The following is a 21,839-nucleotide window of genomic DNA, read 5'->3' on the forward strand; positions in this document are numbered from 1 at the left end:
CGTGAGGAGGGCGGCCTGGCGAGGCGCTATGTCAGCGCCGGGCATAATCCGAGAGGTCGAACATGTCGGCCGTGATCCAGCCCTGCGTGTAGTTCACGTAGAAGCAGCCGAACACCACGGCCGACGTGATCGTCGTCCACAGCACCGTTCGCCCGACCGAGAAGCGCGGGGTCGCGCTTTCGACCTGACCGGGGACATGTGCTTCGGGCTCCTGGCTCGACCGCAGACGGAAGGGCAGCACCAGGAACAGGCAGCCCCACCAGAAGAGCAGATAAATCGCGACGGCCGAACTGATCTTCATCGACATACTCGTCGCCCCGGCGGAGGCCGGGGCCGCTGGAGGTCTTGCGGCCAGCGAGCGGCATGTGCCCGTGGCGGCCCCGGCCTCCGCCGGGGCGACGATATTGCTTACGCCCGGATGATCGCGACGTCGACGATCGGCTTCTTGCCCGTCCAGTGATTCGCCTTGCGGCGAACGGCCAGACGGATCGTATCGCGCAATTTGGCCTCGTCCCTGGGGCCATCCTGCGCCGCTTCGGCCGCGGCATCGCGCGCGTCGGTGAGGAAATCCGCGCGATCTTCCTCGACAGGAATGCCCTGGATCTGGATCGCGGGTTCGCCGATCAGCTTGCCCTTCCGATCGAGCGCGACCGTGACCGCGATGGTGCCATATTGGGAGATACGGCGACGTTCGTTCATCGTCGTGCCATCCGCCGGCAGGATCACGTCGCCGTCGAGGACGAGGCGACCGACGCGCTCATGCCCCAGCACCTTCGGCCCATCGGGCGCCAGGCGCAGGAGGGTGCCGTTGGTCTGGACGATGCCCTTGGGCACGCCTTGTTCGGCCGCAAAGCGCGCCTGTTCGGCCATGTGGCGCAGTTCGCCGTGGACGGGCAGGATGATTTCGGGCCGGATCCATTCGTACATCGCCGCCAGCTCGGGGCGACCGGGATGGCCGGAGACGTGGACGAAGGCCTGCTTCTCGGTGACCATATCGATGTGCTTGGCGGCCAGCGCGTTCTGGATGCGGCCGATCGCAAGTTCGTTGCCGGGGATCTGCTTCGACGAGAAGACGACGGTGTCACCCTTGCCGAGCTTGATCGGGTGGCTGTCGAACGCGATCCGCGAAAGCGCGGCGCGTGCTTCGCCCTGCCCGCCCGTTGCGATGAACAGCACGTCGCGCGGGGGCAGGCGCATCGCGGCGTCGACGTCGATCGTCGGCGGAAGATCGAGCAGATAGCCGCTCGCCTTGGCAACGCGGATGATCCGATCGAGCGAGCGGCCCGCGACGCAGAGCTGGCGATTGGTGTCGATCGCGACCTGACCCAGCGTCTGCAGACGCGCGGCGTTCGACGCGAAGGTGGTAACGAGGACGCGGCCGGTGCAGCCGGCGATCACCTCGTCGAGCCCCTTGCGGACATCATCCTCCGAACCCGAAGCTTCGGGATTGAAGACGTTGGTCGAATCGCACACGAGCGCCAGCACGCCCTTGTCGCCGATCGCGCGCAGTTCCTCGGCGGTCGACGGGGTGCCGAGCTGCGGCTTTTCGTCGATCTTCCAATCGCCGGTGTGGAAGATGTTGCCGAACGGCGTTTCGATCAGGACGGCATTGCCCTCCGGGATCGAGTGCGCGAGCGGGACATAGGTGAAGCCGAACGGGCCGAGCGCGAAACTCTCCTCTTCCGGCACGATGATCAGCTTGACCTGATCGGTGATGCCTTCCTCGTCCAGCTTGCCCCGGATCAGGCCGGCGGTGAACTTGGTCGCGTAGAGCGGCACGCCGAGATCGGCGGCGAGATAGGGAATCGCGCCAATATGATCCTCGTGCCCGTGCGTCAGCACAATGCCGAGCAGGTCGTCGCGATGCTCCTCGATGAAGGTGAGATCGGGCAGGATCAGCTCGACCCCCGGATAGCCGGGATCGGAGAAGGTGAGGCCGAGATCGACCATCACCCATTTGCCCTGACAGCCGTAGAGATTGACGTTCATGCCGATCTCCCCCGAGCCGCCAAGCGCGAGGAAGAGCAGTTCGTTACCGGGTTTAGTCACTTAGAAAATTGTCCAATTCTGTTATCTGGCCGCGTTGAGGCGGTCGTACATGATGCCGAGCCCCTGGATCGTGAGATCGGGCTCGATGCTGTCGAACGCATCGCTATGGCGTTCGAAAAGAGTGGCGAGGCCACCGGTGGCGATGACCTTTATGGGGCGGCCGACTTCGGCCTTCATGCGCGCGACCAGCCCCTCGATCATCGCGATATAGCCGAAATAGATGCCGATGAGCATCTGATCCTGCGTGGTGCGGCCGACGACGCTGTCGGTCTCGGGCGCCTCGATCGCGATCCGCGGCAATTTGGCCGCCGCGGCGACGAGCGCGTCCAGCGACAGGTTGATCCCCGGCGCGATGATCCCGCCTTTATAGGCGCCGGTATAATCGACCACATCGAAGGTGGTCGCGGTGCCGAAGTCGATCACGATCAGATCGCCGGGGTGCAGCTTGTGCGCCGCGATGACGTTGACCGCGCGATCGGCGCCGACGCTCTGCGGTTCGGCGACGTCGAGGGTGATGCCCCATTCGGCGGGCGCCCGGCCCGCGACCAGCGCGTCCACGCCGAAATATTTCTGCGCCAGAACCTCCAGATTGTGGAGCGCACGGGGCACGACGGTCGCGACGATCACCGCGTCGATCGCGTCGCGGCCCAGCCCTTCGAGCGCGAGCAACTGGTGGAGCCAGACGGCATATTCGTCGGCCGTGCGGCGCGCATCGGTGGCGATCCGCCAGCGCGAGCGTATCTTGCCGTCCTCGATCAGCGCGAAAACGATATTGGTATTGCCGGCGTCGATCGCAAGCAGCATCGGTCAGTGCATCCCTTGTTCTACCGCGCCCTATAGCAGGAAAACATCGCCCGCGCGTATGATCTGCACGCTTCCGTCCGCGCCGCGCAGGCGGAGCGCGCCGTCGGCGTCGAGCCCATCGTAAAGGCCGTCGATCGCATTATCGCCCTCGCGCACCGACAGGGCCGTGCCGATCGGATGCGCGCGCGCCTGCCAGCGCGCGAGGATGGGCGCGAGCCCTTCGCCGCGCCAGCGACCGAGCCAGCGGGCGAACGTGTCGGCAAGGTCGACGATGACGTCGGCGGGCGCAGGCGGTGCCGCGCCTTCCGCCGCGACGCTGGTCACGATGCGATCGGGCAGGTCGGGATGATGGGCGAGATTGACGCCGATCCCGACGACCACGGCATCGCCGGCCGCCTCAAGCAATATGCCTGAAATCTTCGCCCCGCCGACAAGCAGGTCGTTAGGCCATTTGATGGTCAGCCGATCGGCGGGCAGCCAGAGCTGAAGCAACTCGTCGAGCGCGACCGCGGCGAGCATCGCCAGCGTCTGCGGCGGCGGATCGCCAGGGCGGCGGCGGACGATCGTGCTGGTGTAGAGATTGCCCGGCGGCGAGACCCAGGCCCGGCCGTGCCGCCCCCGGCCCCCGGTCTGGACATCGGCGCGCAGCCAAAGGCCTTCGGGGGCGCCATCGCGGGCGAGCGCCGCGATGTCGTCGTTGGTCGAGCCGGTCGTGGCGACGTGCCGGATCAGAACAGGGATCGAGCAGCCGCCATGCTGGCTACGCCCAGCGCCGGAATCGCAAGATAGCCCAGCGGTGAGACGAACAAGGCCGACAGCGCGATCAGACCGCCTTCGAGCTTGCTGTCCGACGGCGCGTAATCGGCGGCCGGCTCATCGAAGTAGATCGTCTTGACGATTTTCAGATAATAGAAGGCGCCGATCACCGAGGTCGCGATGCCGATCATCGCCAGCGGCCAGAAGCCCGCCTTCACCAGCGCATCGAACACCAGGAATTTGGGCCAGAAGCCGAAGAGTGGCGGGATGCCGGCAAGACTGAACATGAAGATCGCGAAGGCGGCGGCAAGTGCCGGGCGCGAGCGCGACAGACCCGAAAGGCTGGCGATCGTTTCGACCGGCTGACCATCGGCATCGCGCATCTGGAGGACGCACAGGAAGCTGCCGATCGTCATCGCGACATAGACCGCCATATAGGTGAGCGTGCCTGCCACACCTTCGGGCGTGCCGGCAGCGAGACCGAAAAGCGCGAAGCCGACATTGTTGATCGACGAATAGGCCAGCAGCCGCTTGATATTGCTCTGCCCGATCGCAGCGACACCGCCGAGGATCGTCGAGGCGAGCGCCGAGAAGATCACGATCTGGCGCCACGCGTCGGTGCCCGAGCCCATCGCGTCGATGGCGACGCGCATGAGCAGCGCCATGCCAGCGACCTTGGGGGCCGAGGCGAAGAAGGCCGTCACCGGGGTCGGCGCGCCTTCATAGACGTCCGGGGTCCACATGTGGAACGGCACCGCCGAAATCTTGAAGGCCAGGCCGGCGAAGACGAACACCATTCCGAACATCTCGCCCGTCGAGATGCCGGTGCCCAGCGAGTCCGCGATGCCGGCGAACAGGGTCGTGCCCGTGAAACCGTAGAGCAGCGAGATGCCGTAGAGCAGGATGCCCGACGCAAGCGCGCCCAGGACGAAATATTTCAGGCCGGCTTCGGCCGCGCGCGTGTCGCGGCGCATGAAGCTGGCCAGCACATAGGCGGAGAGCGACTGGAGTTCGAGGCCGACATAGAGCGTCAGCAGATCGCTGGCCGACACCATCATGCCCATGCCGACGGCCGAAAGCAGGATCAGGATCGGATATTCGGCGCGCAGTTGCCCGGTGCGCGCGAAAAAGCCAGGCGCGATCAGGATCGACGCGGCAGCGGCGATGTAGATCAGAACCTTGGCGAAGCTGGAGAAGCTGTCGGCGATATAGAGGCCGTCAAAGCCCGGACCGCCATTGCCGGCGGGGCCGGTGAGCGAGAAACCGGCGGCAGCAAGCAACGCGACCGCCCCCCAGCCGATCGCGCGGGTCAGCCCGTCGCCGCCAAAGGCTGCGACCATCAGGAGCGCGAGCGCACCGAGCGACAGGATCAGTTCGGGCAGGGTAAGCGCGAGGGAGGCGGTGATCGGCATCAGTGGTGCGCCTCCGCGTGCGCGGCAGCATGAGGAACAGGACCGACGACGACCTTCGCGTCGCTTTCGGGCGCCGTGGGCGCGATCCGGGCGAGAACCGCCCCGATATCGGCGCGCATCGGCGCAATGAAGCTTTCGGGATAAACACCCATCCACATCACGCCGGCCGCGATCGGGAGAAGCAGCGCGAGCTCACGCTTCGACAGATCGGGCATCGCCGCGACGTCTTCCTTCGTCAGCGGGCCATAGACCACGCCGCGATAGAGGACGAGCATATAGGCGGCGCCCAGGATGATGCCGGTGGTCGCGACGAAAGCGACCCAGCTGTTCGCTTCGTAGGCACCGACCAGCGCGAGGAACTCGCCCACGAAATTGCTCGTGCCCGGCAGGCCGACCGATGCCATCGTGAACAACAGGAAGAACAGGGCATATTTCGGCATGTTCGTCGCGAGGCCGCCATAACGGGCGATCTCACGCGTGTGCAGGCGATCGTAGATGATGCCGACGCACAGGAAGAGCGCGCCCGACACGAGGCCGTGGCCCAGCATCACGAGCATCGCGCCTTCGAGACCCTGACGATTGAACGAGAACAGGCCGATCGTGACGAAGGCCATGTGCGCGACCGACGAATAAGCGATCAGCTTCTTCATGTCCTCCTGCACCAGCGCGATCAGCGAGGTGACGACCACCGCGACCATGCTCAGCCCCATGACGAGCCAGAACAGCTCGGCGCTCGCGATCGGGAACATCGGCAGCGAGAAGCGCAGGAAGCCGTAACCGCCCATCTTGAGCAGCACGCCCGCCAGGATCACCGAACCCGCGGTCGGCGCCTGAACGTGTGCGTCGGGCAGCCAGGTGTGAACCGGCCACATCGGCATCTTGACCGCGAAGCTCGCGAAGAAGGCCAGGAACAGCCAGGTCTGCGCATCGGCCGGGAAATCGGTCTGCATCAGCACCGGGATGCTGGTGGTGCCGGCGAAGTTCACCATCCACAGCATCGCGATCAGCATCAGCACCGATCCGAGCAGGGTGTAGAGGAAGAACTTGTAGCTGGCGTAGATGCGATCCGCGCCGCCCCAGATGCCGATGATCAGGTACATCGGGATCAGGCCGGCTTCGAACATGATGTAGAACAGGTAGAGATCCTGTGCCGCGAACACGCCGATCATCAGCGTTTCCATCAGCAGGAACGCCGCCATATATTCGGGCACGCGCTTCGTGATCGCTTCCCAGCTGGCGCCGATGCAGATCGGCATCAGGAAAACCGAGAGGACGATCAGCAGCAAGGCGATGCCGTCGATGCCCAGCGCCCAGGCGAAGCGCCCGAACAGATCGGCATGTTCGACGAACTGCCACTGCGGCCCGCCAATCTCGTAATTGGTCCACAGCACCACGCCGAGCGCCAGATCGACGAGCGTCGCGATCAAGGCGATCCAGCGCGCGGCGCTGGCACCGGCGAAGAGGCAGGCGACCGCGGCCAGTGCCGGGATCGCGATCATCAGGGTAAGGATCGGAAAGCCCATCACGTCAGCCCACCATCGCCCAGGTCGCGGCGGCGGCAAGGCCGAGCAACATCACCAGCGCATAAGTATAGAGATATCCCGACTGTGCAGCGCGTGCCGCGGTGCCTGCGCGCACCACCAACGCGGCGACGCCGTTCGGCCCGAAGCGGTCGATCGTTCCCTGATCGCCCTTCTTCCAGAAGAAGCGGCCGAGCCAGAGGGCGGGGACGACGAAGATATAATGGTACAGCTCGTCGAAATACCATTTGTGCAGCAGGAAGTCGTACAGCACCGAGAATTGATCGGTGAAGCGGCGCGGGATCGTCGTGTCGAGCAGGTAGGCCCAGATTGCGACCAGCAGCCCGGTGATCATCACCGCCGTCGCCGACCATTTCACCCACCACGGCACTTCGTGCATCGCATGCATCAGATGCTCGTTGAACGCGATGCTGCCGGCCCAGAAGGCGCCGCCATGCTCGGCTTCGAGGAACCACGGTGCGAAGAACCAGCCCGCGAAGATCGCGCCGATTGACAGCACGACCAGCGGGATCAGCATCGGGGCCGGGCTCTCGTGCGGATGATAGCCGAGATCGCCTTCGACCGGATGAGCATGGCCGTGGCCATGGCCGTGATCGTCCGCATGCGCGTCATGTGCGTGATGGTCATCATGCGCATGATCATCATGGCCATGGGCGTCACGCACCGCGTGCTGGATATGCTCCGAACCCGCCCAGCGCGGCTTGCCGAAGAAGGTGAGGAAGATCAGGCGCCACGAATAGAAGCTGGTCAGCAGCGCCGCGAACACCGCGACCGCATAGGCGATGCCGCCCGCACTCGACGAGCTGGCGAACGCCGCTTCGATGATCGCATCCTTCGAATGGAAGCCCGCGAAACCGGCCACGCCGACGATGCCGACTCCGGTGATCGCCAGCGTACCCGCCATCATCGCCCAGAAGGTGAGCGGGATGTGCTTCCGCAGGCCACCGTAGAAACGCATATCCTGTTCATGGTGCATCGCGTGGATCACCGAACCGGCGCCCAGGAACAGCAGCGCCTTGAAGAAGGCGTGGGTGAACAGGTGGAACATCGCCGCGCCATAAGCGCCGACGCCGCACGCCATGAACATGTAGCCGAGCTGCGAACAGGTCGAATAGGCGATGACGCGCTTGATGTCGGTCTGCGTGGTGCCGACGGTCGCCGCGAAGAAGGCGGTGGCCGCCCCCACATAGGTGATAACCGTCAGCGCGTGCTGCGACACTTCGAACATCGGCGACAGGCGGCACAGCATGAACACACCCGCCGTCACCATCGTCGCGGCATGGATCAGCGCCGACACCGGGGTCGGGCCTTCCATCGCGTCGGGGAGCCAGGTGTGAAGGCCGAGCTGCGCCGACTTGCCCATCGCGCCGACAAACAGCAGCAGGCAGAGCAAGGTCATCAGATCAACACGGTAACCGAGGAAACCGATGGTCGCATTGGCATAGCCGGGTGCGGCCGCCAGGATTTCGGGGATCGAGACCGTGCCGAACACCAGGAAGGTGCCGAAGATGCCGAGCGAGAAGCCGAAGTCGCCGACGCGGTTGACCACGAACGCCTTGATCGCCGCCGCGCTGGCCGACGGCTTCTGATACCAGAAGCCGATGAGAAGGTAGGAAGCGAGACCGACGCCTTCCCAACCGAAGAACATCTGGACCAGGCTGTCCGACGTCACGAGCATCAGCATCGCGAAGGTGAAGAGCGACAGATAGGCGAAGAAGCGCGGCTGGCTGTCGTCTTCCGACATATAGCCCCAGCTGTAGAGGTGGACGAGGCTGGATACGCTCGTCACCACCACCAGCATCACCGCCGTCAGCGTGTCGACGCGCAACGCCCAATCGACGTTCAGGTCGCCCGAACGGATGAAGGCCAGCACCGGTTCGACATGCGCATGCATGTTGCCGGTCAGGAAGCCGATGAAGATCGGCCAGCTCATCGCGCACGAAGCGAACAGCGCGCCGGTCGTCACCACTTTCGCGGGGACGTTGCCGATCATGCGGTTGCCAAGGCCCGCGACGATCGCCGCCAGAAGCGGCAGGAAGACGATTGCTACGATCACCGAACGATCACCCCTTCATCCGGTTGATATCGTCGACCGCGATGGTGCCACGGCCACGGAAATAGATGACGAGGATGGCAAGGCCGATCGCGGCCTCACCAGCGGCCACCGTCAGCACGAACATCGCGAACACCTGCCCCACCAGATCGCCGAGGAAGGCAGAAAAGGCGACGAGGTTGATGTTCACGCTGAGCAGGATCAGCTCGATCGCCATCAGGATGATGATCACGTTCTTCCTGTTCAGGAAGATGCCGAACACCCCCATCACGAACAGGATGGCCGAGACGACCAGATAATGCTGGAGGCCGATCACAGCTCCACTCCCTTACCGATCGTCGGCTTGACGTTGCGGATCGCATCTTCAGGGCGACGCTGGTTCTGCGCCGCGATGTTCTGCGTCTTCACGCCGCCGCGCACGCGGTGGGTGAGGACGATCGCACCGATCAGCGCGACGAGCAGGACGAGGCCCGCGCCTTCGAAGATGAAGAGGTAGCGCGTATAGATGAGCGTCCCGAGTGCCTCGATATTGGGCACTTCGGCGGGCGTCGGCGCGGCCTTGGCAGCGATATCCACACCGCCGGCCGTCCAAGCGCCTACCGCGAACACCATTTCGGCGAGCAGCAGGATCACCAGCAGCACGCCGAACGGCAGATATTGGGCGAAGCCCGCGCGCAGCTCCGCGAAGTCGATATCGAGCATCATGACCACGAACAGGAACAGCACCGCGACCGCGCCGACATAGACGATGACGAGCAGCATCGCGATGAACTCGGCGCCGACCAGAATCATCAGACCCGCCGCGTTGAAGAAGGCGAGGATGAGCCACAGCACGGAGTGCACAGGGTTGCGCGCCAGGATGGTGAGCGTACCCGACGCGATCACCATGGCGGCGAACAGATAGAAGGCGATGACTGTGATCACGGCTGCTTATGGCCCTTCTTGGTCACGGCGTGCGGCTTAACGATAGGGTGCATCGGCGGCAAGGTTCTGGGCGATCGCGCTTTCCCAGCGGTCGCCGTTCGCCAGCAGCTTCGACTTGTCGTAAATCAGTTCCTCGCGCGTCTCGGTCGCGAACTCGAAATTCGGGCCTTCGACGATCGCGTCGACCGGGCACGCTTCCTGGCAGAAGCCGCAATAGATGCACTTGGTCATGTCGATGTCGTAGCGCGTCGTGCGGCGGCTGCCGTCGTCGCGCGGCTCGGCCTCGATCGTGATCGCCTGCGCGGGGCACACGGCCTCGCACAGCTTGCACGCGATGCAGCGTTCCTCGCCGTTCGGATAGCGACGCAGCGCATGTTCGCCACGGAAGCGCGGCGACAGCGGATTCTTTTCGAACGGGTAGTTGATCGTCGCCTTGGGCTTGAAGAAATACTTCAAGGTCAGCCAGTGCGCCTTCACGAACTCCCAGAGCGTGAACGATTTGACGATGTAGCCGAGGCTCATCACGAATACCTTGTCAGCATGAGGTAACCCGAGACCAGGAACACCCAGAACAGCGACAGCGGCAGGAAGATCTTCCAGCCCAGCCGCATCAGCTGGTCATAGCGATAACGCGGCACGGTGGCCTTCACCCAGCTGAACACGAAAAAGAAGAACATCAGCTTCGCGAAGAACCAGACGATGCCCGGGATCATATAGAGCGGCGCCCAATCGACCGGGGGCAGCCAGCCGCCCCAGAACAGGATCGCGTTGAGCCCGCACATCAGGATGACGTTGGCATATTCGCCGAGCCAGTAGAGCGCGAAGGCCATCGACGAATATTCGGTCTGATAACCGGCCACGAGTTCCGATTCCGCTTCGGTGAGATCGAACGGCGCGCGCGCGGTTTCCGCCATTGCCGAAATCAGGAACACCACCGCCATCGGGAACAGCAGCGGATTGAACCCGAAGCCGTTGACGAATTCGAACACATGCGCGCGCTGCGCCTCGACGATCGCCGACATATTGAAGCTGCCGGCCCACAGGACGACCGAGATCAGCACGAAGCCGATCGACACTTCGTAGGATACCATCTGCGCGGCCGCGCGGAGCGCCGAGTAGAAGGGATATTTGGAGTTCGACGCCCAGCCCGCGATGATCACGCCATAGACGCCGATCGACGATGCAGCGAGGATGTAGAGCAGGCCTACATTGATGTCGGCAAGCACAACGCCCGGCGCGAACGGGATCACCGCCCAGACGACCAGCGCGATCGTGAAGGTGATGATCGGCGCGAGCAGGAACAGCCCCTTGTTCGCGGCCGACGGGATGATGGTTTCCTGTAGGAACACCTTCGCACCGTCGGCGAAGCTCTGCAGCAGGCCGAAGGGACCGACGACGTTCGGGCCGCGGCGCAGCGCCATCGCCGCCCAGATCTTGCGATCGGCATAGATGATCATCGCGACCGCGAGCATCAGCGGCAGCGCGATCACCAGGCAGCCGATGACCATCGAGACGAACCACGCCCATTCGAAGGGCAGGCCGAAGCTTTCGAAGAACGCGGTCATTCGGCGGCCTCCGCGAAGCTGACCCCGTGGAGCAATTCGGCCGAGCAACGCTGCATCGTGTCGCTGGCGCGCGCGATCGGGTTGGTCAGGTAGAAATCCTTGATCGGATAGCCCACCGGACCCGAGGCCGACGCGGAGAGCGACGGCGCCGACCAGCCATAATCGGCCAGCCCTTCGACGCCCAGAGCGGGCACTTCGGCGGCCATCGCGCTACGCAGCGCATCGAGCGTATCGAACGGCAGCGTCGCGCCCAGCGCGTCGCTGAGCGCACGCAGGATCGCCCAGTCCTCACGTGCATCACCCGGTGCGAACACAGCTTTCTCGCTGCGCTGGACCCGGCCTTCGGTGTTCACATAGGTGCCGGCCTTCTCGGTATAGGCCGCACCCGGCAGCACGACGTCGGCCGCGGCCGCGCCATTGTCGCCATGATGGCCGATATAGACCTTAAGACCCGCGAATTTCGACGCATCGACATCGTCCGCGCCGAGCAGGAAGACCAGCTTCGGATTGGCCGCGACGATATCGGCGATCCCGCCCTTCTGCGCAAAACCGAGCATCAGCCCGCCCATGCGCGCGGCGGCGAGGTGGACGACGTTGTAGCCGTTCCAGCCGTCCTTGATCAGCCCGAGCGAGCCGACCAGCGCCAGCGTCGCGCCCTGCGCGCCCGCCTTGAGCGCGCCGCCGCCGACGATCATCGCCGGACGCTGCGCATTGGCGAAGGCGTCGGTCACGTCCTTGGGCAGATTGCCGAGCAGGCCGAGATCATTGCCGAGGAAGGTCGCCTTGTAGGTGAGGTTCACTTCATCGCCGATCGCGAACACCTTCGCGCCACGCTTCACCGCCTTGCGGATGCGCGTGTTGATCAGCGGGGCTTCCCAGCGCAGATTCGTGCCGACGAGCAGGATCACGTCGGCCGTCTCGATGCCCGCAATGGTCGAGTTGAAATTGACCGCGCCGAGGCTCGACACGTCATAATCCATGCCGGTCTGGCGGCCTTCGAGCAGGGTCGAGCCCAGCTTCGCGAGCAACCCCTTGGCGGCATACATCGTCTCGGCATCGAGCTGGTCGCCCGCAATCGCTGCAACCGAGGAACCCGCGTTCACCGCCGCAATCGCCTGGAACGCTTCGCCCCAGGTGACGGGGACCAGCTTGCCGTCCTTGCGCAGATAGGGCTTGTCGAGGCGCCGGCGGGCGAGGCCGTCGACGGCGTGGCGCGTCTTGTCCGACGCCCATTCCTCGTTCACGTCCTCGTTGATGCGCGGCAGGATGCGCAACACCTGGCGGCCGCGCGCGTCGATGCGGATGTTGGTGCCGACCGCGTCCATCACGTCGATGCCGGGGGTCTTGCCCAGCTCCCACGGGCGCGCTTCGAACGCATAGGGCTTCGACGTCAGCGCGCCGACCGGGCACAGATCGACGACATTGCCCGAAAGCTCGCTGGTCACCGCCTGTTCGAGATAGGAGGTGATCTGCATGTTCTCGCCGCGATAGATCGCGCCGATCTCCTCCACGCCCGACACTTCCTCGGCGAAGCGGACGCAGCGCGTGCACTGGATGCAGCGCGTCATCGTCGTCTTGACGATGGGGCCCATATATTTGTCGGTGACGGCGCGCTTGTTCTCATGGAAGCGCGACTGACCCTTGCCATAGGCGACCGACTGATCCTGCAGATCGCACTCACCGCCCTGATCGCAGATCGGGCAATCGAGCGGATGGTTGATCAGCAGGAATTCCATCACGCCTTCGCGCGCCTTCTTCACCATCGGCGACGCGGTGAACACTTCCTGCTTGTCGGCAGCCGGCAGCGCGCACGAAGCCTGCGGCTTGGGCGGCCCCGGCTTCACTTCGACCAGGCACATACGGCAATTGCCGGCGATCGACAGCCGCTCATGGTAGCAGAAGCGCGGGATTTCCTTGCCCGCGGCCTCGCACGCCTGCAGCACGGTGGCGCCTGCGGGAACTTCGACTTCGACGCCGTCAACGGTCAGCTTTGGCATATCTGGTTACTCCGCCGCGACCGCGAGGTCGCCGCTGCGCTCATTGATCCGACGCTCGATCTCCGGACGGAAATGGCGGATCAGACCCTGGATCGGCCAGGCGGCGGCGTCGCCCAGCGCGCAGATGGTGTGGCCTTCGACCTGCTTGGTGACGTCGTGGAGCATGTCGATCTCACCGATCGAGGCTTCGCCGGTACGCAGCCGCTCCATCACGCGCCACATCCAGCCGGTGCCTTCGCGGCACGGCGTGCACTGGCCGCAGCTCTCATGCTTGTAGAAATAGCTGAGGCGGCTGATTGCGCGGACGATGTCGGTCGACTTGTCCATGACGATGACGGCGGCGGTGCCGAGGCCCGAACCGAGTGCCTTGAGGCCATCGAAGTCCATCGGCGCATCCATGATCTGCGCCGCCGGCACCAGCGGTACCGACGAACCGCCCGGGATCACGGCGAGCAGATTGTCCCACCCGCCGCGAATGCCGCCGCAATGCGTCTCGATCAGTTCGCGGAAGGAGATGCCCATCTCCTCCTCGACCACGCACGGCTTGTTCACATGGCCGCTGATCTGGAAGAGCTTGGTGCCCTTGTTGCCCTCACGCCCGATCGACGAGAACCACGCCGCACCGCGGCGCAGGATCGTCGGCGCTACCGCGATCGATTCGACGTTGTTGACGGTGGTGGGGCAGCCCCACAGGCCCGCGCCCGCCGGGAAAGGCGGCTTGAGGCGCGGCTGGCCCTTTTTGCCCTCCAGGCTTTCGATCTGTGCGGTTTCCTCGCCGCAGATGTAAGCGCCCGCGCCGCGATGGACGAACACGTCGAAGTCATAGCCAGACCCGGCGGCATTCTTGCCGAGCAGGCCGGCGGCGTAAGCCTCTTCGACGGCGGCGAAGAGCACCTTCGCCTCGTAGATGAACTCGCCACGAATATAGATGTAGGCCGCCCGCGCGCGCATCGCGAAGCCGGCGATCAGCGCGCCTTCGATCAGCTTGTGCGGATCGTGGCGGATGATCTCGCGATCCTTGCACGAACCAGGTTCGGATTCGTCGGCGTTGATCAGCAGGAAGCTGGGCTTACCCGGCTTCGGTTCCTTGGGCATGAAGCTCCACTTCATGCCGGTCGGGAAACCCGCGCCGCCGCGGCCGCGCAGGCCCGACGCCTTGATATCCTCGATGATCTGATCCTGGCCGCGGGCCATCAGATCCTTGGTATTGTCCCAATCACCGCGCTTGCGCGCCGACTCAAGGTTCCAGGGCTGGAACCCATAGACGTTGGTGAAGATACGATCCTTGTCAGCGAGCATGCCGGCGATCCACAGAAACGGTCATCGTGCCGCCTTCCCGAAAAAACGGTCGGCGATGAAATAGAAGGCGACGCCGATCGCGATCGCGATGACGATCCCGAGAAGCTTGAAAGCAAGCTTCAGCAGGATGATCGCGACGACGATCGTGACGATGATCGAGAGAAGCGCGCTCATGCCGCAGTCCACTCGCCACGATAATCGTGGTTCTCACCGGCCATCTCTTTCAGGCTGGTCGGGCCGCCTTCGGGACAGCTGGTCTGGCGATCGATCGCGGGGCCGATCTTCGGCTGACGGCCGGCCGCGAGATCATCGAGGATCGCGGTGGTCGTGTCGAAGGTCAGATCCTCGTAATTGTCGTCGTTGATCTGAACCATCGGCGCGTTTGCGCAGGCGCCGAGACACTCGACCTCGGTCAGCGTGAAGAGGCCATCGGCAGTCGTCGCGCCCTTCTTCATGCCCTTCTTGTAACAGGCATCGAGCACGTCGTCCGAACCGCGCAGCATGCACGGCGTCGTGCCGCACACCTGGACATGGTAGCGGCCGACCGGCGCCAGATTGTACATCGTGTAGAAGGTCGCGACCTCGTACACGCGGATATAGGCCATGCCGAGCTGCGCGCCGATATATTCCATCACCGGCACGGGCAGCCAGCCCTGGGTGTTGGTCTCGGCGCCCACCTGGCGCTGGGCGAGATCGAGCAGCGGCATCACCGCCGACTGCTGACGGCCCGGCGGATAGCGCGCGATGATCTTCTTCACCTGCGGCTCATTTTCGGCCGACCAGGCGAAACTGCCCCAGCGCGCGCGGACTTCCGCCTCGTCGGGGATCTGCGGTGCGTCGGCCATTAGCGAACGAACTCCACGCGCGACACCTTGTCGCCTTCGAAACTGTAGATGCTCATCACCTCGAACGGCTCTGCGTCGTTCGAGCGGAACACCTTCTCGTGCAGCAGGACATAGTCGCCCAGCTGCTGGCCGGTGATGATCTCGGCGCGGTTTTCCGGGAATTGCGCGAACATGGCCTTCAGGCCCGATCGCACGCCTTCCTTGCCATCGCGCACCACATCACCGCGATAGCCAGCCTCGGCCGCATCGTCGGTCATCAGCGCGACATAGGCGTCGGCATCCTGCGCATTGTAATGCGCGATCATCTGCTCTGCGATCTTCAGCTTGCTCACCGGTCGCACTCCCCGAACACGACGTCGATCGCGGAAAGGATCGCGGTGGTGTCGGCCAGCATGTGGCCCTTCATCATGAAATCCATCGCCTGCAGATGCGAAAACGCGGTCGGCCGGATCTTGCAGCGATAGGGTTTGTTGGAGCCGTCCGACACCAGATAGACGCCGAACTCGCCCTTCGGGCTTTCGGTCGCGACGTAAACGTCGCCGGCGGGAACGTGGAAGCCCTCGGTATAGAGCTTGAAGTGGTGGATCAGCGCCTCCATCGATCGCTTCATCTCTCCACGCTTGGGCGGGACGACCTTACGATCGGAACTGGCGATCGGCCCTTCGGGCATTTCGCTGAGGCACTGCTTCATGATGCGCGCCGACTGACGCACTTCTTCGACACGGACCATGAAGCGATCATAGCAATCGCCCTTGGTGCCGACCGGGATTTCGAAGTCCATCCGGTCATAGACGTCGTAGGGCTGGCTCTTGCGGATATCCCACGGCACGCCGGCCGCGCGGATCATCGGGCCGGAAAAGCCCCAGGCGATCGCCTCGTCGCGGCTGACCACGCCGATATCGACGTTGCGCTGCTTGAAGATGCGGTTGTCGGCGACCAGGCTGATCGCATCCTCGAACAGGCGTGGCAGGCGGGTGTCGAGCCAGTCACCGATGTCGGTCAGCAGCTTCAGCGGCACATCCTGGTGCACGCCGCCCGGACGCAGATAAGCGTGGTGCATGCGCGCGCCCGACATGCGTTCGAAGAAGTTGAGGCAATCCTCGCGGACTTCGAACAGCCACAGGTTCGGCGTCATCGCGCCGACGTCCATGACGTGCGCGCCGAGGTTGAGCATGTGATTGCAGATGCGGGTCAGCTCGGCGAAGAACACGCGCAGATATTGCGCGCGGATCGGCACTTCGATCTGCAGCAGCTTTTCGATCGCCAGCACATAGCTGTGCTCCATGGCGAGCGGCGAGCAATAATCGAGCCGGTCGAAATACGGCAGCGCCTGCAGATAGGTCTTATACTCGATCAGCTTTTCGGTGCCGCGGTGGAGCAGGCCGACATGCGGATCGACGCGTTCGACGATCTCGCCGTCCAGCTCCATCACCATGCGCAGCACGCCGTGCGCGGCCGGGTGCTGCGGGCCGAAGTTGATCGTGTAATTCTGGATCTCGACGTCGCCGACAGTGGGCTTGTCCGGGGTGAGAGCTTCGTAAGCGCTGGCCATCATTTCGCTCCGTCACCCTTGGGATCGGCCTTGCCCTCGCCGGTCTGTGCAGGAGACTCGGTCGTCTTGGGCGTGGCCGGGGGCGCTTCGCCCTTCACCGGTTCGGGTGCCGTCTGCGCGGGGGCAGGCGTGGGCGCGCCCGGCTGGGTCGCCGAAGCCTTCTCGTCGCCGGGAAGGATGTAGTCCGCACCCTCCCACGGCGACATGAAGTCGAAGCTGCGGAAGTCTTGCGCCAGCTTCACCGGCTCATAGACGACGCGCTTGTCGCGCTCCGAATAACGCAGCTCAACATAGCCGGTCAGCGGGAAGTCCTTGCGCTGCGGATGCCCCTTGAACCCGTAATCGGTCAGGATACGACGCAGATCCGGATTGCCGTCGAACAGTACGCCGTACATGTCGTACACTTCGCGCTCGAGCCAGCCGGCGACCGGCCACACGCCCGTCACCGACGGCACCGGCGTCGCTTCGTCGGTTGCGACATGGACGCGGATGCGGTGGTTCCTGGTGAGGCTCAGCAGGCAATAGACCACCTCGAACCGCTCCGCGCGATCCGGATAGTCGACGCCCGCAATCTCCATCAGTTGCTGATAGGCCAGTTGATCGCGCAGGATCGTCACCACCTCGACGATGGCATCGCGGCGCACGTGCAGCGCATATTCGCCCACGCATTCGCGGATCTGGATCAACTGATCGCCGAGTGCGGCGGTCAGCGCATCGCCCAGCCCTTCGGGCATCGCGAAACGGGGAAAGGCATGGGAGACGCTCATCAGCCGGCCCTCAACGCTCGAACGTCCCGACGCGGCGGATCTTCCGCTGCAGCTGCATCACGCCATAAAGCAACGCTTCGGCAGTCGGCGGGCAACCGGGAACGTAGATGTCCACGGGCACGATCCGGTCGCACCCGCGCACGACGCTGTAGCTATAATGGTAATAGCCGCCGCCATTGGCGCAGCTGCCCATCGAGATCACGTATTTCGGCTCCGACATCTGGTCGTAAACGCGGCGCAGCGCCGGGGCCATCTTGTTGCACAGCGTGCCCGCGACGATCATCACGTCGGACTGACGCGGCGATGCGCGCGGGGCGGCGCCGAACCGCTCCATGTCATAGCGCGGCATGTTGACGTGGATCATCTCGACCGCGCAGCAGGCGAGGCCGAAGGTCATCCACCACAAGGAGCCGGTGCGCGCCCAGGTGAACAGGTCTTCCGCCGAGGTGACGAGGAAACCCTTGTCGTTCACTTCGGACTGAAGCGAATTGAAGAAGTCCGCGTCGGGCGGAACCAACGCATTTTCGGTCGGATGCGGGTTCGCAGCCGGGTCGAGGATCACTCCCATTCCAGCGCTCCCTTCTTCCACGCATAGATATAACCAATGGTCAGCTCGACCAGGAAGATCATCATCGACAGCCAGCCGGCGAAACCGATCGCACCGAGCGAGACCGCCCACGGATACAGGAAGGCCGCTTCGAGATCGAAGATGATGAACAGGATCGCGATCAGGTAGAAGCGCACATCGAACTGCGCGCGGCTGTCCTCGAACGCCGGGAAGCCGCACTCATATTCGGTGAGCTTCTCAGGGCTGGGCTGATGCGTGCCTGTCGCCCGGCCGACCAGCATCGGCAGGAATACGAAAGCGCTGGAAAGCGCCAGCGCGATGCCCAGAAACAGCAGGATCGGCAGATATCCGGCGGCGACCGACGCCATTCGATTGCTCCGACAAGGATGGCCGAGGAACGGCCTTTCGCGGGACGTTTAGGCCCGCTGCACCTGCGAAGCAAGCGGGCGGGGAGTGAGAATGAATCGCAATAATGCGGGCGCTTTTCCGAAGGATTTCCCGTTCGCGACCGCGTCCGCGAAATCCTCCGCTCAGGCGGCCTTCAAGCCCTGCGCCACCAGCTTGTGCATGCGCGTGGCAAGCCCGTCATTGGTCACGAGATATTCGTTGCGCTCATGGAAGCGATCGCCGCCACGGAAGTCCGACACGAAACCGCCCGCTTCCTTCACCAGCAAAATGCCGGCGGCGACATCCCAGATCTTGAGATCCGATTCCCAGAAAGCGTCGAAACGCCCCGCCGCGACCCAGGCGAGATCGAGCGATGCCGCGCCGAAACGGCGGATGCCCGCAACTTCGGGCGCGACCGATGCGAAGATCGAGGTCCACTGCCGGAAATCGCCATGTCCCAGAAAGGGGATGCCGGTCGCGATCAGCGCCTCCGAAAGCTCGCGCCGCGCCGACACGCGAAGGCGGCGATCCTGCAGCCAGGTGCCACGGCCCTTCTCCGCCCAGAAGCTCTCGTCGGTCAGTGGCTGATAGACCAGAGCCTGCGTGATCTCGCCATGCTCCTTGCCCGCGCGCGGCTCCTCGACCGCGATCGAGATCGCGAAGTGCGGGATGCCGTGGAGGAAGTTGGTGGTGCCGTCGAGCGGATCGATGATCCAGCGCGGCTTGGTCGGATCGCCTTCGATCACGCCGCCTTCTTCCATCACGAAGCCCCAATCGGGCCGCGCCTTCTTCAGCTCCTCATAGAGCGTCTGTTCGGCGCGCTTGTCGGCCATCGACACGAAGTCGGCCGGGCCCTTGCGGCTCACCTGGAGCTGCTGAACCTCGTTGAAGTCGCGACGCAGGCGGGGTGCCGCCTTGCGCGCCGCGCGGTCCATGACGGTGATAAGGCCGAAATGCGCAACCATAACTCAAAAACTCCTCCCCTCCCGGCGAAGGGGAGGGTCAATGGCGATCAATCCGCGCGGCGGACATATTCCTGGGTATAGACGTCGACGACGATCTTCGTGCCCGACGAGATGAACGGCGGCACCATCACGCGCACGCCATTGTCGAGGATCGCCGGCTTGTAGCTGGACGAGGCGGTCTGCCCCTTCACCACGGCATCGGCCTCGACGATCGTCGCTTCGACCGTGTCGGGCAGCTGAACCGAGATCGGACGCTCGTCATAGAGTTCCATCACCACGTCCATGCCGTCCTGCAGGAAGGCGGCAGCATCGCCGAGCAGGTCGCGCGGCAGCGTGATCTGATCGTAGGTCGCCTTGTCCATGAAGGTCAGGTCTTCGCCGTCGGCGAACAGGAACTGAAAGTCGGTGGTGTCGAGGCGAACCTTCTCGACCGTCTCGGCCGAGCGGAAACGGACGTTGTTCTTGCGCCCGTCGATCAGGTTCTTCATCTCGACCTGCATATAGGCCCCGCCCTTTCCCGGCTGGGTATGCTGGATTTTCACAGCGCGCCAGATGCCGCCTTCATATTCGATGATGTTGCCGGGACGAATGTCCACGCCGCTGATCTTCATGGGTTCACCTGGATTCACGATTGTGTGGAAAGAGCCGGCGGGCGCAATAGCGGTGAAGCGCCAAAAGGGCAAGCCAAGCCCCCCTCCGTTCGTGTCGAGCGTAGTCGAGACACGCCCCCGCATGCCCAGCCAACGTGTCTCGACTACGCTCGACACGAACGGCGTTTTGGGATCAAGGCGTGCGCGGCCGAAACATTTCTGGCGCAGACGGCTACCGGAACCGCATCGCTTTCCCTAGAGTTGCGCCGTTCCGGGCAGGGAGACTTAAGACGATGGTGCGCACCCCCAGCGGCAAGCTGCTCCTGTTCGGGGCGACCGGCGATCTGTCGCAACGGATGCTGCTGCCCTCGCTGTACGGGCTCGATGCCGACGGGCTGTTGCCGCCCGACCTCGCGATCGTCGCGACCGCGCGCAGCGGCCATGACGACGAAGGCTTTCGTGCCTTCGCCGAAGCGGCGCTGCGCAAGCATATGCCCGCCGACCGCTGCACCGAGGACGGTCTGAAGACCTTCCTCGCCCGCCTGCGCTACGTCCCCGTCGATGCATCGAAGGAAAGCGACTTCCAGGCGCTGGCCGATGTCGTCGGATCGACCGAGAAGGGGTTATCGATCTTCCTGTCGACCGCGCCATCGCTGTTCGAAGCGACGATCGACGGTCTCGCATCGGCCGGCCTGGCGGGCGACGGGGTTCGCATCGGCCTCGAAAAGCCGCTCGGCTACGATATGGCGTCGAGCCGCGAGATCAACGATGCGGTCGCCGCCGTCTTTCCCGAGGAGCGGATCTTCCGCATCGACCATTATCTGGGCAAGGAAACCGTCCAGAATCTGCTCGCCTTGCGCTTCGCCAACTCGCTGTTCGAGCCTTTGTGGAAGGCGGGCGGGATCGATCATGTCCAGATCACCGTGTCGGAAACGGTGGGCCTGGAAGGCCGGGTCGGCTTCTACGACGGCGCCGGTGCAATCCGCGACATGGTGCAGAATCACATGCTCCAGCTCGTCGCGCTGGTCGCGATGGAGGCGCCGGCGCAGTTCGATTCGACCTCGATCCGCGACGAGAAGGTGAAGGTGCTCCGCTCACTGCGCCGGATCGACCGGACCAACGCCGACAAGATGATCGTGATCGGCCAATATGCCGCCGGCGCGGTCGCGGGCGGGGCGGTGCCGGGCTATGCCGACGAACTGGGCAAGCCGTCCGACACCGAGACCTTCGTCGCGATCAAGGCGAATATCGACAATTGGCGGTGGAAGGGCGTTCCCTTCTACCTGCGCACGGGCAAGCGCCTGCCGACCCGCCAGTCCGAAATCTTCATCCAGTTCAAGCCGGTGCCGCATTCGATCTTCGAAGCGCGCGGCGCAGTGCTGCAACCCAACAAGCTGGTCATCCGTTTGCAACCCGACGAGAATGTCCGGCTGCTGCTCATGTCCAAGGTGCCGGGGCTGGATCGCGACGGGATCAAATTGCGCGAAGTGCCACTCGACATCGCCATGCCGAACGCTTTTGCCGACAGCCATCGCCGTATCGCCTATGAACGGCTGCTGCTCGATCTGGTCGAAGGCGATCAGACCCTGTTCGTCCGTCGCGACGAAGTGGAAGCGCAGTGGGAATGGGTCGATGCGATCCGCGACGGCTGGTCCGTCAACGCCATGAAACCCCGCCCCTATACGGCGGGAACCTGGGGCCCGTCCGCCGCCATCGCGCTTACCGAGCGTGACGGCGTGACGTGGCACGATTGAGAGAAGAGAAG

Annotated in this window: 23 protein-coding genes; 1 reads left to right on the forward strand and 22 read right to left on the reverse strand. The window is 64.2% G+C overall.

All coding sequences use genetic code 11. The features are described from left to right. Positions 1-31 precede the first annotated feature (31 nt). The 22 genes from FYJ91_RS14415 to efp all read right to left on the reverse strand — a co-directional run bounded on the left by FYJ91_RS14415 (position 32) and on the right by efp (position 20,095). The gene (locus FYJ91_RS14415; RefSeq protein WP_149522956.1) at positions 32-301 is read right to left on the reverse strand and encodes a DUF1467 family protein; all 270 of its coding nucleotides are present in this window, start codon (positions 299-301) and stop codon (positions 32-34) included. 107 nt (positions 302-408) lie between these two features. Continuing rightward, positions 409-1,989: a ribonuclease J gene (locus FYJ91_RS14420; RefSeq protein ID WP_149523379.1), complete on the reverse strand. Its 1,581-nt coding sequence runs from the start codon at positions 1,987-1,989 to the stop codon at positions 409-411. An 81-nt stretch (positions 1,990-2,070) separates the two neighbouring features. After that, positions 2,071-2,853: a type III pantothenate kinase gene (locus FYJ91_RS14425; protein ID WP_149522957.1), complete on the reverse strand. Its 783-nt coding sequence runs from the start codon at positions 2,851-2,853 to the stop codon at positions 2,071-2,073. A gap of 30 nt (positions 2,854-2,883) precedes the next feature. Next, a complete protein-coding gene (locus FYJ91_RS14430; protein WP_149522958.1) occupies positions 2,884-3,585 on the reverse strand; it encodes a biotin--[acetyl-CoA-carboxylase] ligase in 702 nt (233 codons plus the stop codon). Beyond that, positions 3,582-5,021, reverse strand: a complete 1,440-nt coding sequence (gene nuoN / locus FYJ91_RS14435; protein ID WP_149522959.1) for an NADH-quinone oxidoreductase subunit NuoN — start codon at positions 5,019-5,021, stop codon at positions 3,582-3,584. The genes FYJ91_RS14430 and nuoN overlap by 4 nt, the downstream gene beginning before the upstream one ends. Continuing rightward, positions 5,021-6,547 carry an NADH-quinone oxidoreductase subunit M gene (locus FYJ91_RS14440; RefSeq protein WP_149522960.1) on the reverse strand — a complete coding sequence of 509 codons (1,527 nt, stop codon included), beginning with the start codon at positions 6,545-6,547 and terminating at the stop codon, positions 5,021-5,023. Before FYJ91_RS14440 ends, nuoN begins: the two co-directional genes overlap by 1 nt. 1 nt (position 6,548) lies before the next feature. Continuing rightward, positions 6,549-8,618, reverse strand: a complete 2,070-nt coding sequence (gene nuoL / locus FYJ91_RS14445) for an NADH-quinone oxidoreductase subunit L (RefSeq protein ID WP_149522961.1) — start codon at positions 8,616-8,618, stop codon at positions 6,549-6,551. A 7-nt stretch (positions 8,619-8,625) separates the two neighbouring features. Then, positions 8,626-8,931, reverse strand: a complete 306-nt coding sequence (gene nuoK / locus FYJ91_RS14450; RefSeq protein WP_149522962.1) for an NADH-quinone oxidoreductase subunit NuoK — start codon at positions 8,929-8,931, stop codon at positions 8,626-8,628. Next, complete coding sequence (locus FYJ91_RS14455) at positions 8,928-9,539, reverse strand: NADH-quinone oxidoreductase subunit J (RefSeq protein ID WP_149522963.1); 612 nt, start codon at positions 9,537-9,539, stop codon at positions 8,928-8,930. The genes nuoK and FYJ91_RS14455 overlap by 4 nt, the downstream gene beginning before the upstream one ends. 36 nt (positions 9,540-9,575) lie before the next feature. Next, positions 9,576-10,061 carry an NADH-quinone oxidoreductase subunit NuoI gene (nuoI, locus tag FYJ91_RS14460; RefSeq protein WP_127740064.1) on the reverse strand — a complete coding sequence of 162 codons (486 nt, stop codon included), beginning with the start codon at positions 10,059-10,061 and terminating at the stop codon, positions 9,576-9,578. After that, the gene (gene nuoH / locus FYJ91_RS14465; RefSeq protein WP_149522964.1) at positions 10,061-11,104 is read right to left on the reverse strand and encodes an NADH-quinone oxidoreductase subunit NuoH; all 1,044 of its coding nucleotides are present in this window, start codon (positions 11,102-11,104) and stop codon (positions 10,061-10,063) included. Before nuoH ends, nuoI begins: the two co-directional genes overlap by 1 nt. Beyond that, positions 11,101-13,101: an NADH-quinone oxidoreductase subunit NuoG gene (gene nuoG / locus FYJ91_RS14470; protein ID WP_149522965.1), complete on the reverse strand. Its 2,001-nt coding sequence runs from the start codon at positions 13,099-13,101 to the stop codon at positions 11,101-11,103. The genes nuoH and nuoG overlap by 4 nt, the downstream gene beginning before the upstream one ends. A 6-nt stretch (positions 13,102-13,107) precedes the next feature. Then, on the reverse strand, positions 13,108-14,400 hold the full coding sequence (nuoF, locus tag FYJ91_RS14475; RefSeq protein ID WP_149522966.1) for an NADH-quinone oxidoreductase subunit NuoF: 1,293 nt from the start codon (positions 14,398-14,400) through the stop codon (positions 13,108-13,110). 21 nt (positions 14,401-14,421) lie between these two features. Then, positions 14,422-14,574, reverse strand: coding sequence for a hypothetical protein (locus tag FYJ91_RS20690; protein ID WP_181008523.1), 153 nt, complete (start codon positions 14,572-14,574; stop codon positions 14,422-14,424). Then, positions 14,571-15,245, reverse strand: a complete 675-nt coding sequence (locus FYJ91_RS14480; RefSeq protein WP_149522967.1) for a complex I 24 kDa subunit family protein — start codon at positions 15,243-15,245, stop codon at positions 14,571-14,573. The genes FYJ91_RS20690 and FYJ91_RS14480 overlap by 4 nt, the downstream gene beginning before the upstream one ends. Then, entirely contained in the window at positions 15,245-15,550 is a 306-nt protein-coding gene (locus FYJ91_RS14485; protein WP_149523380.1) for a nuclear transport factor 2 family protein, read from the reverse strand. The genes FYJ91_RS14480 and FYJ91_RS14485 overlap by 1 nt, the downstream gene beginning before the upstream one ends. A gap of 23 nt (positions 15,551-15,573) precedes the next feature. After that, positions 15,574-16,797: an NADH-quinone oxidoreductase subunit D gene (locus FYJ91_RS14490; protein ID WP_181008545.1), complete on the reverse strand. Its 1,224-nt coding sequence runs from the start codon at positions 16,795-16,797 to the stop codon at positions 15,574-15,576. Beyond that, positions 16,797-17,564, reverse strand: a complete 768-nt coding sequence (locus tag FYJ91_RS14495) for an NADH-quinone oxidoreductase subunit C (protein ID WP_181008524.1) — start codon at positions 17,562-17,564, stop codon at positions 16,797-16,799. Before FYJ91_RS14495 ends, FYJ91_RS14490 begins: the two co-directional genes overlap by 1 nt. Positions 17,565-17,574: 10 nt before the next feature. Next, entirely contained in the window at positions 17,575-18,132 is a 558-nt protein-coding gene (locus FYJ91_RS14500; protein WP_149522970.1) for a NuoB/complex I 20 kDa subunit family protein, read from the reverse strand. Continuing rightward, a complete protein-coding gene (gene ndhC / locus FYJ91_RS14505; protein ID WP_149522971.1) occupies positions 18,123-18,500 on the reverse strand; it encodes an NADH-quinone oxidoreductase subunit A in 378 nt (125 codons plus the stop codon). Before ndhC ends, FYJ91_RS14500 begins: the two co-directional genes overlap by 10 nt. Positions 18,501-18,662: 162 nt before the next feature. Next, entirely contained in the window at positions 18,663-19,484 is an 822-nt protein-coding gene (locus tag FYJ91_RS14510) for an inositol monophosphatase family protein (protein WP_149522972.1), read from the reverse strand. A gap of 47 nt (positions 19,485-19,531) precedes the next feature. Continuing rightward, positions 19,532-20,095 (reverse strand): elongation factor P, encoded by a 564-nt coding sequence (gene efp, locus FYJ91_RS14515; RefSeq protein WP_149522973.1) that lies wholly within the window; start codon positions 20,093-20,095, stop codon positions 19,532-19,534. A 272-nt stretch (positions 20,096-20,367) separates the two neighbouring features. On the opposite strand from efp, the gene zwf reads away from it, so the two are divergent. After that, positions 20,368-21,828: a glucose-6-phosphate dehydrogenase gene (gene zwf / locus FYJ91_RS14520; protein ID WP_149522974.1), complete on the forward strand. Its 1,461-nt coding sequence runs from the start codon at positions 20,368-20,370 to the stop codon at positions 21,826-21,828. Positions 21,829-21,839: the final 11 nt, after the last annotated feature.

This window comes from Sphingomonas montanisoli (assembly GCF_008274695.1).
Taxonomy (GTDB): domain Bacteria; phylum Pseudomonadota; class Alphaproteobacteria; order Sphingomonadales; family Sphingomonadaceae; genus Rhizorhabdus; species Rhizorhabdus montanisoli.

Bases quoted from the DNA above. Each gene is read 5' to 3' on its own strand.
- FYJ91_RS14415 (WP_149522956.1), bottom strand. From the start codon at position 301: ATGAAGATCAGTTCGGCCGTCGCGATTTATCTGCTCTTCTGGTGGGGC.
- FYJ91_RS14420 (WP_149523379.1), bottom strand. From the start codon at position 1,989: ATGAACGTCAATCTCTACGGCTGTCAGGGCAAATGGGTGATGGTCGAT.
- FYJ91_RS14425 (WP_149522957.1), bottom strand. From the start codon at position 2,853: ATGCTGCTTGCGATCGACGCCGGCAATACCAATATCGTTTTCGCGCTG.
- nuoN (WP_149522959.1), bottom strand. From the start codon at position 5,021: ATGCCGATCACCGCCTCCCTCGCGCTTACCCTGCCCGAACTGATCCTG.
- nuoI (WP_127740064.1), bottom strand. From the start codon at position 10,061: ATGAGCCTCGGCTACATCGTCAAATCGTTCACGCTCTGGGAGTTCGTG.
- nuoH (WP_149522964.1), bottom strand. From the start codon at position 11,104: ATGACCGCGTTCTTCGAAAGCTTCGGCCTGCCCTTCGAATGGGCGTGG.
- nuoG (WP_149522965.1), bottom strand. From the start codon at position 13,101: ATGCCAAAGCTGACCGTTGACGGCGTCGAAGTCGAAGTTCCCGCAGGC.
- nuoF (WP_149522966.1), bottom strand. From the start codon at position 14,400: ATGCTCGCTGACAAGGATCGTATCTTCACCAACGTCTATGGGTTCCAG.
- FYJ91_RS20690 (WP_181008523.1), bottom strand. From the start codon at position 14,574: ATGAGCGCGCTTCTCTCGATCATCGTCACGATCGTCGTCGCGATCATC.
- FYJ91_RS14480 (WP_149522967.1), bottom strand. From the start codon at position 15,245: ATGGCCGACGCACCGCAGATCCCCGACGAGGCGGAAGTCCGCGCGCGC.
- FYJ91_RS14485 (WP_149523380.1), bottom strand. From the start codon at position 15,550: ATGATCGCGCATTACAATGCGCAGGATGCCGACGCCTATGTCGCGCTG.
- FYJ91_RS14490 (WP_181008545.1), bottom strand. From the start codon at position 16,797: ATGGCCAGCGCTTACGAAGCTCTCACCCCGGACAAGCCCACTGTCGGC.
- FYJ91_RS14495 (WP_181008524.1), bottom strand. From the start codon at position 17,564: ATGAGCGTCTCCCATGCCTTTCCCCGTTTCGCGATGCCCGAAGGGCTG.
- FYJ91_RS14500 (WP_149522970.1), bottom strand. From the start codon at position 18,132: ATGGGAGTGATCCTCGACCCGGCTGCGAACCCGCATCCGACCGAAAAT.
- ndhC (WP_149522971.1), bottom strand. From the start codon at position 18,500: ATGGCGTCGGTCGCCGCCGGATATCTGCCGATCCTGCTGTTTCTGGGC.
- FYJ91_RS14510 (WP_149522972.1), bottom strand. From the start codon at position 19,484: ATGGTTGCGCATTTCGGCCTTATCACCGTCATGGACCGCGCGGCGCGC.
- efp (WP_149522973.1), bottom strand. From the start codon at position 20,095: ATGAAGATCAGCGGCGTGGACATTCGTCCCGGCAACATCATCGAATAT.
- zwf (WP_149522974.1), top strand. From the start codon at position 20,368: ATGGTGCGCACCCCCAGCGGCAAGCTGCTCCTGTTCGGGGCGACCGGC.